This window comes from Thermaerobacter nagasakiensis, from assembly GCF_055396825.1.
This window is the reverse complement of record NZ_AP043740.1, coordinates 874354-886727: the sequence shown is the minus strand read 5'-3', so window position 1 is coordinate 886727 and position 12374 is coordinate 874354. Positions and strand designations below refer to the sequence as shown.

9 protein-coding genes, 1 tRNA gene and 1 other RNA gene are annotated in these 12374 nt (G+C 71.3%); 5 read left to right on the top strand and 6 right to left on the bottom strand.

Translation table 11 applies throughout. From position 1 onward, the window contains the following. The first annotated feature begins 195 nt into the window (after positions 1–195). Together ACZ5T9_RS03875 and ACZ5T9_RS03870 are read left to right on the top strand one after the other, a co-directional pair. Positions 196–2412 carry a peptidase M6 gene (locus tag ACZ5T9_RS03875; protein WP_464834388.1) on the top strand — a complete coding sequence of 739 codons (2217 nt, stop codon included), beginning with the start codon at positions 196–198 and terminating at the stop codon, positions 2410–2412. A 688-nt stretch (positions 2413–3100) separates the two neighbouring features. After that, positions 3101–4612 (top strand): acyltransferase family protein, encoded by a 1512-nt coding sequence (locus ACZ5T9_RS03870; protein WP_464833949.1) that lies wholly within the window; start codon positions 3101–3103, stop codon positions 4610–4612. Between the two features lie 34 nt (positions 4613–4646). Here ACZ5T9_RS03870 and ACZ5T9_RS03865 read toward each other — a convergent pair whose 3' ends face one another. From ACZ5T9_RS03865 to ACZ5T9_RS03855, 3 genes are all read right to left on the bottom strand, one after another. Then, positions 4647–5612 (bottom strand): TIM barrel protein, encoded by a 966-nt coding sequence (locus ACZ5T9_RS03865; RefSeq protein ID WP_464833948.1) that lies wholly within the window; start codon positions 5610–5612, stop codon positions 4647–4649. 169 nt (positions 5613–5781) lie between these two features. Further along, positions 5782–6168, bottom strand: an RNA gene (gene rnpB / locus ACZ5T9_RS03860) — RNase P RNA component class A. 580 nt (positions 6169–6748) lie between these two features. After that, complete coding sequence (locus ACZ5T9_RS03855; protein ID WP_464833947.1) at positions 6749–8263, bottom strand: tRNA (adenine(22)-N(1))-methyltransferase TrmK; 1515 nt, start codon at positions 8261–8263, stop codon at positions 6749–6751. Positions 8264–8346: 83 nt separating this feature from the next. On the opposite strand from ACZ5T9_RS03855, the gene ACZ5T9_RS03850 reads away from it, so the two are divergent. From ACZ5T9_RS03850 to ACZ5T9_RS03840, 3 genes are all read left to right on the top strand, one after another. Continuing rightward, entirely contained in the window at positions 8347–8547 is a 201-nt protein-coding gene (locus ACZ5T9_RS03850) for a MoaD/ThiS family protein (protein ID WP_006903067.1), read from the top strand. A gap of 73 nt (positions 8548–8620) precedes the next feature. Next, complete coding sequence (locus ACZ5T9_RS03845; RefSeq protein ID WP_464833945.1) at positions 8621–9535, top strand: TIGR00269 family protein; 915 nt, start codon at positions 8621–8623, stop codon at positions 9533–9535. Positions 9536–9640: 105 nt separating this feature from the next. Continuing rightward, entirely contained in the window at positions 9641–9847 is a 207-nt protein-coding gene (locus ACZ5T9_RS03840; protein WP_464833944.1) for a zinc ribbon-containing protein, read from the top strand. Positions 9848–9952: 105 nt separating this feature from the next. On the opposite strand, the gene ACZ5T9_RS03835 is transcribed toward ACZ5T9_RS03840, so the two are convergent. The 3 genes from ACZ5T9_RS03835 to ACZ5T9_RS03825 all read right to left on the bottom strand — a co-directional run bounded on the left by ACZ5T9_RS03835 (position 9953) and on the right by ACZ5T9_RS03825 (position 12090). Further along, positions 9953–10024 (bottom strand) — tRNA-Gly (locus ACZ5T9_RS03835). Between the two features lie 845 nt (positions 10025–10869). Beyond that, positions 10870–11217 carry a hypothetical protein gene (locus ACZ5T9_RS03830; RefSeq protein WP_464833942.1) on the bottom strand — a complete coding sequence of 116 codons (348 nt, stop codon included), beginning with the start codon at positions 11215–11217 and terminating at the stop codon, positions 10870–10872. A gap of 201 nt (positions 11218–11418) precedes the next feature. After that, entirely contained in the window at positions 11419–12090 is a 672-nt protein-coding gene (locus ACZ5T9_RS03825; protein ID WP_464833941.1) for an ArsR/SmtB family transcription factor, read from the bottom strand. Between the last annotated feature and the right edge of the window lie 284 nt (positions 12091–12374).

Genomic DNA, 12374 nt, shown 5'->3' with positions numbered 1-12374 from the left:
CGATCCTGGGCTCCGATCCTGGCGGCGGGGGCGTAGCGCCGAATCTCGACGCCAGGGAAGCCCCCTGTTCCGGCGCCCGCCGCGTGGCTGTGCACCCGAATTGACAATGCGTGCCATGTCTCGCGAAAGGAGCTCTCATCTGGAAGGCGAAACCATTCCCCCAGACAGGCTGTTCCAGAGGAGGGATGTGGCGTGATGCATCGTTCCCGTCGTCGCCGTGCCCGCCGGCTGCTGGCAACGGCACTGGCCGCTGCCGTCATGGGGACCGCCCTGGTAGCATGGCCCGAGACCGGCTCCGGCAGCCAGGCGCTGGCGGCAGGCGCACCGAAGGCATCACCCGCTGCGGCCGGCGGCACAGCTGCCGCCGGTTCTGCCGGTTTCACCGAGCCGGAACCCATCGACATCGGACCCGCCGTCCGGCACAAGCAATTCCCCGTGATGCGCAAGGGCCAGGTGATCGGAGCCGACCCAGTCGACCAGCCGGGCATCCGGTATGCCAGCGCGGCTTATGACCCCCTCCCAGGAACGCGGCGGACTTTCTTCACCCTGGACTATGCGCGGGGCAGGCTGGTGCCGACGACCTTCGTGCTTCGGGGCATCAGCGAGCACGCCGAAGTCTGGGTGGCGGAAAATCTGGCGTTCCCCGCAGGTGATCCGCGCAACGAGATGGTCGCCATCACCGACGAGCAGGTGGCCTACCTGCTCAATGAGTTCGAGGGCAACATCCGCCCCAAGGAAGAAGCGTTCTTCGGTCCCTGGGATCAGCACGACGGGTCCGAGGCCCTTCTAGATGTGTGGGGCTACGTGCCCGACGGCTATTACACCGCCGCCGACGGCAAGGCACGGGACATCATCCTGGTAGAGAACGTCAAGGACGAGAACTACTATGACCCGAGCTATCCCTCCTACGTGGCCGGGTTCTACGCGTCGGCCTACGAGGCCTACATGGACCGCAACATCGTCACCGTCGACGCCTTCGACTGGGCCCAGCGGCTGGGACCCAACGACGCCCCTTGGCGCCGCGTGCCCGGAACGGGCCGCGCCCACCTGTACGACGGGACCCTGGCCCACGAGTTCCAGCACCTGATCCACGATGACTACGACAGCGACGAGGACAGCTGGATCAACGAGGGGATCTCCGATTTCGCCGAGTTCCTGGTGGGATACGGCCATCCCGACAGCCACGTGGACTGGTACCTGGACAATCCGGAGAACTCCCTGACCGCCTGGGGGGATCAGGGCGACCGGCAGATCCTGGCCGACTACGGGATCGCGTACCTGTTCCAGCTCTACCTGCACGACCATTTCGGCGGAGGTGAGGTGATCCGCCGGCTGGTGGCCAACCCGGCCAACGGCTCCCAGGGTGTGGACGCCGTGCTGGCGGAATTGGGTTACCGGCAGCGGTTCACCGATGTGTACCGCGACTTCCAGGTGGCGCTGCTGGCGGCCGGCCAGTCCCGCCTGCCGCGGGAGTACGCGTTCGACAGCATCGACCTGACCCGGTTCGGCAGCCGCGGCGGCATCAACCTGGACGCCGCCACCTACGGGGACGGGCAGGTGGCGGGCTGGGCGACCGACGTGGCGGCCACCTGGACCCGCGATCAAGCCCGGGCGACCCGGGTGCAGTTCAACGGCGACGACTACCTGCCCATCCCCTGGTCGGTGGTCGCGGCTCCGGCCGGCGGCGAAGGGCTGGCCCTGTGGAGCGGCACCGGCGACCTGCTGGACCAGTGGCTCGTGCTGTCCCTCGACCTGCGGGGAGCCAGCGGCACGGTGCTGGAATTCGACCACTTCTACGACATCGAGGCGGCATGGGACTACGGGTTCGTCCAGGTCTCGGCCGATGGCGGAAAGACCTGGACCAGCCTGGCCAACGAGAACACCACGGACGTGCTGGACCCCCATGCCCACCCGCGGATCCAGGAAAACGTGCCGGGCTTCACCGGCTCGTCCGGCGGATGGCGCCACGAATCCTTCGACCTCTCGGCCTACGACGGCCGGTCCCTCCTGCTGGCCTTCCGCTACGTGACGGACTGGGCCGCGGCCGGCAACGACGGCGACCCCGCCAACGACGGCTGGTTCATCGACAACGTGGTGGTCCGGGCCAGCGGCGGGATGGTGGCGGGCCCCTTCGACGGCGGCAGCCTGGACGGGTTCAAGAGCCTGGGCGAAGCGACGGGCCAGCCCATCACGTACCTGGTGACCGTGGTGCAGCTGGAGCGGAACGGCAAGGTCCAGGTCCGGGACTTCCGCTTCCACAACCAGCCGCGCCAGGAGGACCTGAACGCCCTGCAGGCGACCCTCGGGCGGAGCAACGCCAATCGCCAGCTGATCCTGGTGACCCACCTGGGTCCCGGTGACGCCGGCACCACGGTACACTATCAGCTGGACGTGCAGCGGCGGGAGCGCTGACGCCAACCCCGCCTTGGCCGTGCGGTTCCGGTTCCGGCCTGCAGCCGGCAGGCCGGCGCGCGGAGGGCCGGGCAGGCGGCAGGCCGGGGCATCCGCCGGGCCCGGGGAACCCGGGAGCCCGTCGGGGACGGGACGCCTCCGGCGCCCGCAAAGGAACGACCCGGCCCGCGCGGCACGGCGGGGCAGTCCCGCTCGCCATGCCGGGGCAAGGGATGAACCGAGCGCGGGGCGTGGACACCGGGATAGGTGCCACGCCCCGCTTGCTCGCCTCAGCAGGCCGGCCGGCGTTGGACCTTCACCCGCAGCAAGCAGGGCCCCGGTAAGGCGCGGGCGGCCCCGGTAGGACGCGGGCGGGCGCGGCCCCGGAGGGAGGGCGTGGGCGGCGTACCCGCTCTCCCGGCCGGCTTGCCGGACCGGCTTGCGGGACGGGCCGCCCGGGGTGGCCGGGCGGGCCACCCCGGCGGCGACGGCCTGCCCACCGGGCGGCGACGGCCGGTCCGTCCGCCAGCGACGCCCTGTTCGGCCCCCCGGCCCCTCGAACCATGTGAGAAGGATGAAGAACCGGCGAACCGGCGGTGACAATCGGATCGTCTCCGGCGGCGAGGCCGCGGGGCTCCGCGGCGGTGCCGCCGCGGGAGGGAGGCCCGGCGCCGGCCGCCCAGGCGGCGGCGCACCGGGTGGCGCCCGCTTGGCCCGCGGCAACCCGGGCAGTGGTGACGCGGCCGTGCTCCGGCGCCCGCAGCGGGGCGTGGCAAGGGCAGGCCGGCAACCCCTGTCACCGTGCCCGGCCCGCGTGGCGGCTCTGGACGTGGCCCGCGGTCTCAGCATCAGCCTGGTGGTCCTCGGCCACACGCCCCTGCCCGCCTGGATCAACGGGCCGCTGAGCACCCTGCGCCTGCCGCTGCTGTTCTTCGTTTCGGGCTATCTCTTCAACTGGGACCGGTACGGCACCCGGCCCGGACAGCTTGTGCGCCAGCGGGCCCGCCGCCTGCTCCTGCCCTATCTGGCGGGCGGCCTCATGACCTACCTTTTCTGGCTCCTGGCGCGCCGCGCGGCGAGCCCGGAGGCCCAGGCCGTCCCCTGGTGGTGGCCCCTGGCCGGCTGGCTCTACGGCAGCGCCAGCGCCGGCTGGCTCGTCTTCAACCTGCCCCTCTGGTACCTGCCGGCCGCCTTTTGCGGCCAGGTGCTGTTCTGGGGGCTCCTGCGGCTTGTTGCCCGCCGGCCGCCGCTGCTGCAGGCCGCCGCCGCCCTGGCGGCAGGCCTGGCCGGGATCGCCCTGGGCCGGCACGCCCCGCTGCCGTGGTCGCTGGACGTCGCCCTGGCGGCCCAGCCCTTTTTCTGGGCCGGCTGGTTTGCGCGCCAGGCCGGACGAACCCGGCCCGGCCGCCCCGGCCCCAGGCCCTGGCCGCGGGCAGCGGAGGCCGCCGAGGCCGAGGGTGCAGCCGGCGGCGCCGGCGGCCTCCTGCCGGGGGATGCGACGGCTGCGCCGGGCCGCTGCGGAACAGATCACGACGCAGGGCCGGAAACCGGTTGGACGACCGTGGCTCCCGCCATGCCGGCCCTCACCGGAGGCAGGGCCCGGGCCCAGGCTGCGGGCCCGTCCCTCCTGCCTGGCCGGCTCGGGCGGCCGGGGGCGGTTTTGCTCGGGTTGGGGCTCTGGCTGGTGGCCCTGGTGGAGAACGGCGCCGTGGCCATCAACACCCGCCAGTACGGCCATCCCTTCTGGTTCTACAGCGGCGGCATCGCGGCGTGCGTGCTGGCCCTGCACCTGGCCACGGCGCTGGCGCGCCTGCCCCTGGCCTGCCGCACCCTGGCCTACCTGGGGCAGCACTCCATGGTGGTGCTGGTCTTCCACGTGGGCCTGGCATTCCCCGTCCTGGCATGGCTGCTGGCCGCGCTGGCGGGCGATCCGCTGCTGGATGCATGGGGCCTGTACTGGTTGTGGGGGCTTGGCTTCACGGCGGCCCTGGCGCGACTTGTACAGCCCTTCCCCCGCCTGGCCCTGGCGCTCGAGGGCGCCATGCCGCAGCGGGCCGGATCGCTCTGGCCCCGTCGGCCTGAGCTGCGACCGTCGGCAGCGGGCCGGCCCGTGCCGGCGCGCGCTGCCCGGGACCGCAAGTCCGGCCATCCCGGACGGCCCGCAGGTCGCGTCCAGCCCGGCCATCACCCCCAGACCCGTTGGCACGGCGCGGCCGACTGACGGTTGTCCGGGCGGTGCCGCCCCGCCGGAGTCGTCACCGGTGTGCCGTGGACCACGCCGCCCGGACCTTTTCGACCGCCGCCTCCAGGGCGTCGGCCGTCTCCAGCTCCAGCACCACCGGCCCGGCAAACCCCGTTTCGGCCAAGGCTGCGGCCAGCTCCGGCAGGCGCAGGCTTCCTTGTCCCAGGGGCAGGTGGGCCCTGCCGGCGGCTGCGCCGCCGGTCCCCTGGCCCGCTGGCGGCACGGCATCGTGCAGGTGCAGGCCGCGGATGCGGCCGCCCAGGGTGCGCGCCAGTTGCACCGGATCATCACCGTTGCTGACGGCGTGGCCTACGTCCAGGCAGACCGCGACCCCGGCGGCGCGGGCCACCGCGTCGAAAAGAGCCCAGGGCATCCCCTCCAGGTTCTCCAGCGCCAGAGCCGTTGCCGTTGCCGGGGGGACCTCGGCCTGGAGGCGGCGCAGGGCGGCCACCAGGCGGTTGGCCAGTTCGTCCAGCAGGCCGGGCCGCTGGTCGGCCGGTGTAGCCAGCACCAGTGCCTGGGTGGCGTAGTTGGCCGGGTGGACCGCCGCCAGGAGGGGGGCCAGGGGGGATGTGGCACGCAGGGCCGTGACGATGGAGGCGATGCTGCCCTCCCAGACGGGCTGGTCCAGGGCGGTGAGGTCAGGCCACACGTACGGCAGGTGGACGGTGGCCGCCAGGCCCTCGGCGGCCAGAACGGCACCGGCCTCGCGCCACGGGCCTGAAGCCGCATAGCGCGCATCCAGCACGCAGGCGTCGGCATGAAACTCCACGGCCCCCGCCCCTTGCCGGCGCAGCCGGCGGGCCTCGTCCCGCAAGGCGGCCAGGAAGCGGTCCGGGTCCTCGGGTCGATGACGGCTTCGCCAGAGGGAGCGGCAGGGCAGGGCCAGAAGCGGGTGCGGGCTGCGGGGCCGACCCGCCGGCGACGGAACCGGGGCCGGCGGAGCGGGCTCCGGTGGGGTCGATGGCGGTTCCGCCACGGGACCTCCTCCTCCCTTTTCCTCGCGCAGTCTCCTCGCATCCTCTGCCGGTTTCTTCCCGTAGGCTTTCTTGCCCAAGAGTTCCCCGCACTCCCCACGGCCCCTGCACGCAAAAAAGAAAAGGCCGCCCTTGCTCCGGCAAGTGCGGCCCCCACATCTATAAACCTTGGGGCCGAGCCAGCCTGTAAGCCGGGTTCTGTCGAGGGTGATCATCTATCTAGGGCACCCGGTCACCCGGGGCCTCAAGCGGCCAACCCGAGGGCTCGGCGGGCCACCTCATCGCCCTCCTACTCGGCCTTGCTGCCGGTGGGGTTTGCCTAGCCGGCCAGTCGCCTGGCCGCTGGTGCGCTCTTACCGCACCTTTTCACCCTTACCGGTGACCGGCGGCGCGCGGTGCGGGCCGCGCGCCGGGCCGGTTCCACCGGCGGTATGTTTCTGTGGCACTTTCCCGGGGGTCACCCCCGCTGGGCATTACCCAGCACCGTGCCCTGTGCAGCCCGGACTTTCCTCGGACGCGGCCTTGCGGCCCTGCGCCCGCGATCACCCGGCTGACTCGACCCGCCATGCCTGCCGCGCCGACCGCACGCCCGGCTCGACTGCACCCCCCTGCGCCCGCCTGCTCCGGCCACATCACGGGCGGAGCAGGCGGCAGGGCGTTCCAGGCCGCGCCCGGAATCGCGCAGCGGGCCTGGTGGGCGTGCTGCAAGCGCAGTCGCGGCGGATCCCGGGAGCGGTACATGGGGCCGCGACCCGGGCCTGCCCGCGGCCGCCCTGCGCGGCCTGGAACGCGACCCGGGGCCCGGCCTGGGACGCGGCACAAAAGGCGGGACAAACCTGCGGTCCCCGCGTGGGGGACTCCATGGCCATTTTACGGGCCACGGTGCGGCCTCACAAGGTCGGGACGAACCAGCCCCGCCGGAACCTGCCTCCCGTGCGCCGGGCCATGCCCGCCCCATGGCGGGACCTTCCGCCTGCACGCCGGGACGTGCCGCGCCCGCGCCGGAATCTGCCGGCTGCACCCGGGGGTTGGAGACCGGCACGGCCGCCGCGCTGCCCGGGGCGCGGCACCGGCCGCCATGCCTTGACGCGAACCAGTCCCGTCACCGGTCCCTGGTGCCCCCGGCACCTTCGCGGCGTCAAGCCGGTCCCGGCGTCCCCTGGGCGCCAGCCATGCCCTGGTCGATGCCCTGGTTGGCCAGCCGGTCGGCTTCCCGGTTCCGCTCCCGGGGCACGTGAATGAACCGCACCCGTTCGAACTGCGCTGCCAAGCGCGCCGCTTGCTCGAACAGCGGTTTCAGCCCCTCGTTCTTCACCCGGTACTGGCCGTTGAGCTGGCGCACCATGAGCTCGCTGTCGGAATAGACGTCCAGGCGCCGGGCACCCCGTTCCAGGGCGCGCTGCAGGCCGGTGACCAGCGCCGTGTATTCCGCCACATTGTTGGTCGCCGCGCCGATGAACCGCGCGATGCGTTCAGCCACCGCCCCGTCCGGCCCGACCAGCACCACCCCGATCCCCGCCGGGCCCGGATTGCCGCGGGCTGCACCGTCGGTATGCAGGCGCCACGGGGCAGCGGCCGCCGCCTCTGTCCTGTCCAAACCTTCCCCTCCTGCCGGCGTGCCCGCCGGTGAGCTCGCGTCCAGATCAGGAGCCATATTCCCCGCTTCCAGGGCCAGCACCTCCCCGAGAAACCCCAGCCATGCCGCCGCCTCGCTCCGCCGCCGCACCGCCCGCGGGGTTGAACCAGTGTTCGCCCGCAGCGCTTTCCGCCAGGGCCGGGCGAGCTCATGGAGCCAGCAGGCAAGCCACGGGCCGGCGCGCCCTGCGGCAGGTGGCCCGGTGACATCCTGGGCCGGCCCGGCACCCGGACCGGCACCCCTTGTCCCAAGGCTGCGGGCGGGGTGCGCCAGCAGGGCAGGCCCAACCCGACCCACGGCCTCTCCGGGGTCGACGCCCCACCGGAGCGCCAGCCCGGCCAGCCGGTGGGCGGCCTCGACCACCGGGGCGTCCCAGAGCCAGATGAACGGCCGTTCGTCCGGAGCGGCGCCCTCCGGACCCGCAGGGTTCGCTATGGCGAACGCCGGACAGCCCACGGGCAGGTGGGACGGAGGTTCAACCACGCGCCCGGCGATGATCACGTAGGCATGGCGACCGTCCACCACCACCCGCTCCTCTTCCAGGGCCAGGCACAAGCAGCGCTGATCAACGCGCAGCGACAACCGTTCCGGCCACAGCCTTCCGGTGCGCCGGTCCAGGGCAGGAAGGTGCAGGGCGGCGGCGCCGCGGGTGGGCTGCAACAGGAGCCGGGTCCCCGGCTCCAGCCGGCCAGTCCCTGCGCGCAGGATGGCCGCGATGGTCTCCCCGTGAAGGCCGCTGATGACCACGGCCCCGGCCTCGCCCGGCCTCAGGGGCAGTAGCCCCGGCCCCTGGCGGAGTTCGACCCGGTCCTGGGTGCCCGTTTCCTCCACCAGCCGCCGCGCCGCGGCCAGGGGCGCGGCCCGCAGGTCGGTGGCGATGGCCCGCCGGGCGCGGCCGCGCAGCACGGCGGTGACGGGCAGCAGGCCGTGGTCGGTGCCGATGTCGGCCAGCACCTCGACCCGGCCCAGCATGTCCAGAAGGGCCTCCAGCCGGGGTCCCAGGCGGCGCGCCGTCATAGGCAAACCCCTTCCTTGCCGCTTCCATTCCGCCGCTGCTATCATGGGCACGCAAGGGACGATCCCGCAAAGGGGGCTTCCCGATGAAAGTCACCGTTCCCATTCCCGTGCGCAAGGTCTATGAGATCAAGGGTCCCAAGCGCGTGCAGGAGATCCTGGACGAGCTGGGCCTGCCATACGAGTCGGTCATCGTGATCCACGAAAAGCGGCTGCTGACCCCCGATGCCCGGGTCCCCGACGACGCCGAGATCGAGGTGCGGCCGGCCATTTCCGGCGGTGCGTAGACCCGGTGCGTAGGCCCGGAGGCTTGTAGAAGAGGCGGCTTGTAGAAGGGTTCGTAGAAAGGAGGTGGCGCCGGTGAAGTGCACCAAGTGCGGCGAACCGGCCGTGGTGCCCATCCGGCGGCACAACGCGGCTTTTTGCACCGAGCACTTCTTCGAGTACTTCGACAACCAGGTCCAGCGCGCCATCAAGGAACACCGCATGTTCACGAAGGACGACCGCATCCTGGTCGCCGTATCGGGTGGCAAGGACAGCCTGGCCGTCTGGGACGTGCTCTTGCGCCTGGGCTATGAGGCCCACGGCTTCTACATCGATCTGGGCATCGGCGAGTACTCCAAGCGCTCCACGGAGAAGGTTCGGAACTTCGCCGCCGAGCGCGGCGCCACCCTGCGCATCGTCTCCGTGGAGGAGGAGTACGGCCTCGGCACCCAGGAACTGGCCCGCAAGGTCCGGCGGCCGGCCTGCTCCGCCTGCGGCCTGAACAAGCGGTACCTGTTCAACAAGGTGGCGCTGGAAGGCGGCTATGACGTCATCGTCACCGGGCATAACCTGGATGATGAGGCGGCCACGCTCCTGAGCAACGTGCTGCACTGGAACACCGGTTACCTGGCCCGGCAGGCGCCCGTGCTGGAGGCGACGGCTCCCAACCTGGTGAAGAAGGTCAAGCCCCTCTTCCGGCTGACCGAGCGCGAGATCGCGTCCTACTGCGTGCTGCGGGGGATCGACTACATCGTGGAGGAGTGCCCCATGGCCAAGGGGGCCAAGTCGATCCAGTACAAGCACATCCTCAACCAGCTGGAAGAGCTCTCGCCCGGCACCAAGGCGGCCTTCTTCTTCGGCTTCCTCGAGCGCGGCCGCCAGCACTTCGAGGAAGAGCGAGAGCAGGTGGAGATCCGCCCCTGCACCGTCTGCGGCCAGCCCACCACCACCGAGATCTGCGCCCACTGCCGCATGCTGCAGCGCGCCGGGGTGGCCGTGGCCGGAGCCTGAGGCGAGCGGGCCCGGGGCGGGCGATCCTCAGGTGAGCGGGGCGGGTGATGCCGAGCGGGGTGGCCGTCCTGGTGGCGGGGCAGGTTATCACCGGAGGTGAGATCCATGCCCCGCACCGGGGAAGAACCCGGCCCCGGCATCTACACGTGCACCCGCTGCGGGCAGACGGTGCGCCTGGACGACCCGGGCGACCGGCTGCCGCCGTGTCCTGACTGCCGCAACACCGAATTCACCCGTGCGGTGACGGATCCCGCGGCAACGGGGGTCAGCGCGCGGATCGAGCCCCAACAGGACGGCCGGAACGGGCGATGACGGAGGCCGGCGGAAGCAGGTGACGAAAGCAGAAGCAACTGAAAGCAAAAGAAAAGCGAAGAGGCCGGCACCAGCTGCCGGCCTCCGTCTTTGCTGGCTGGTTTGAGCGGGAGACGGGAATCGAACCCGCGGCCTTCACCTTGGGAGGGTGACGCTCTACCACTGAGCTACTCCCGCCTGTTGAGCTCCTTCCGCATGTCGCGAGACACCGTCTTCGGTCCTCGGTCGCCCGGGTGCGTCGGCTCACCGGGAACAATCCCCGGCATCGACCGGCTGGCGGCCAGCACCCGGAGCGGCGCCCGTCTCGTCGCGGCGCAGCCCTAATCATAGCGCAGGCCCCGACGAAAGGCAACCCGGCGCAACCACTCGACTGCATCAAGCTTCGGTAGGCGTCAGCCCGGTCCACGGTCTTGTCATGCCGCGAAAAGGACCGCCAGATAGCGGAGCGCCCGGACCCAGTCGCGGTCGGCGTGGGGCCCGTACAGCGCCGGGATCCGTGCCCGAAGCCGCGTCCTCAATCTGCTGCGTTGAGAGGCTGGTCCCGAACAACCGCCCTTATGGGATGGATGTCCCGGACGAAACATCGCGGCGTCGCTAGGCCGGGCGTGCGTACCGGTCCAGTTCCCCATTCGCTCGCGCCGCCGGCAGGCGGCCCAGGTGCCGGGCACCGTCTTCGCTCCACGACGCACCCCGCCGTTTCATCCGCCGGCCAGCACGTGATAGTTGGGGCCTTCGATCGTGCCAAGCCGGCGTCCATCGGCGTGCGTCCCAATCCCGTGCCACTGGTTTCTTGAGGTAACGCTTCAGTTCGTTCACCCGTTCCCGATGGTCGCCCTCCGCACGCCGGCGGGCGGCATTCAGGATCGCCGCCACCTCCCCCCAGGCCTTGCCCGCCTCGAGAGCCGCCGTCAGCTGCCGATGGGCTTCCGGCCATGCCGCAAGGCCCGACGCATGGCCTGTTTGACTTGAGGTGGAACGAGTCGAGGCGATAGGTGGCCTGGGAAACGCGCTCTCGCACGAGCTTAGCGCACAAGTGTGAGCACACCGTACACGCCCATCGTCAATAGAATCAATGCTAGGGGTAACCCTGCCAGCGCAGCGGCGAGGCGAATATCTCCGTTCCTCCGGAGAACGACAATGGCGGCGACGGCGAGCAAGATCCCGACTGGAGCGACATACTGGAAACGGGGTGTGAGTGTAAAGTAGTAGTAAAGGGGGCCAATGGCGAACAACGCTGCCGCGTAGACCCACTCAGCCCGCCGGGTGACCGAGCCAATGATGGCTGAACCCATGGACACGATCCAGGCTGGTATCCCCAGAAGGGCTCCCGCCAGTAGTGAGCTAAGCGCTTCCGCCGTCACCTCGATCACCCTTTCGCCGGCTCCACTTGTTATACTGTACCATTTGATCGCCCCTTCGTATGATGATCGCGCAATCGAACGGTACTGGGCGGCCCAAACCCGCCGCGAACGCTACGCCATCCTGAACGATGTCCAGCAAGTCTGCGGCTACCACCGGAAGTACGTTCGGGCCGTACGCGTGAAGCCGCGTGCGCCCCGGCACTCGGAGAGTCATTGCTCGAACCGCAGTTCAAGGCCGAAGACCTCGGCCAGGCCCCGGTGCCCGGCAGCGGTCAAGCGCACGGCGCGGGTGCGCGGTACCCGCCGGATCCAACCCAGGTCGAGGAGCCTCGACGCCAGCGCGGCGCCCAGCGCGCCGGCCAGGTGATGCTTGCGCTCGCTCCAGTCCAGGCAGGGAAAGGCGAATCGCCGGCGCTGCCGCCGCAAGCCGTCCACGTCGATCCCCCACCGGGCGAGCCGCTGGTGACCCCGCGCCGTCAGGTCGAACGCACCGGCTGACTCGACCAGCCAGCCCAGTTCAAGCAGGCGCTCGGTCAAGGCGACCCCGAGCCGCCCGGCCAAGTGGTCATAGCACATGCGGGCAAGACGGAGGGCCTCGCCCTGTTGCGCGGCCCGCAGCGAGCGAGCCGGCAGGGGCGGGGAGATGGCGGCCAAGGCCTCCAGGGCCCGGCCCACCTCCGGTCCAGCCAGGCGGAAGTAGCGATGGCGACCCCGTCGCTCGACTTCCAGCAAGCCGCCTTCCACCAACTTGGCCAAGTGCAGGCTCGCCGTCGGCCGCGACACACCGCCCAGCATGGCGAGCTCGCTGGCCGGGCGTGCGCTGCCATCCAGCAGCGCCAGGAGCATGCGGGCCCGCGCAGGATCACCGATGAGTGCGCCCATGGCGGCGAGATCCGCGTCGGCATTCATGGTTTGATGGTATTCAAATCGTTATGGCTCTACAATCCCCTGGGGCCCCTGGCCCGTGGCCCGACCACCGTCCCGAAGACGCCCGTCGCCGGCGACGGGAGCGGCGTGGGCGGGTCACCGCTCGGCGGGCCAGGCGGGCCGGCCCACGAGGCAGGAGCCACGTCGCCGCATGGCAGGCAAGAAATCGTCTCCACGGCGCGGGAAGCACGCCGCCATTCGGTGCGGCTGAAATCTCACCGTCGGCGCGGGCTCAAGGA

Bases quoted from the DNA above. Each gene is read 5' to 3' on its own strand.
- ACZ5T9_RS03875 (WP_464834388.1), top strand. From the start codon at position 196: ATGCATCGTTCCCGTCGTCGCCGTGCCCGCCGGCTGCTGGCAACGGCA.
- ACZ5T9_RS03840 (WP_464833944.1), top strand. From the start codon at position 9,641: ATGCCCCGCACCGGGGAAGAACCCGGCCCCGGCATCTACACGTGCACC.
- ACZ5T9_RS03825 (WP_464833941.1), bottom strand. From the start codon at position 12,090: ATGGGCGCACTCATCGGTGATCCTGCGCGGGCCCGCATGCTCCTGGCG.
- ACZ5T9_RS03855 (WP_464833947.1), bottom strand. From the start codon at position 8,263: ATGACGGCGCGCCGCCTGGGACCCCGGCTGGAGGCCCTTCTGGACATG.
- ACZ5T9_RS03850 (WP_006903067.1), top strand. From the start codon at position 8,347: ATGAAAGTCACCGTTCCCATTCCCGTGCGCAAGGTCTATGAGATCAAG.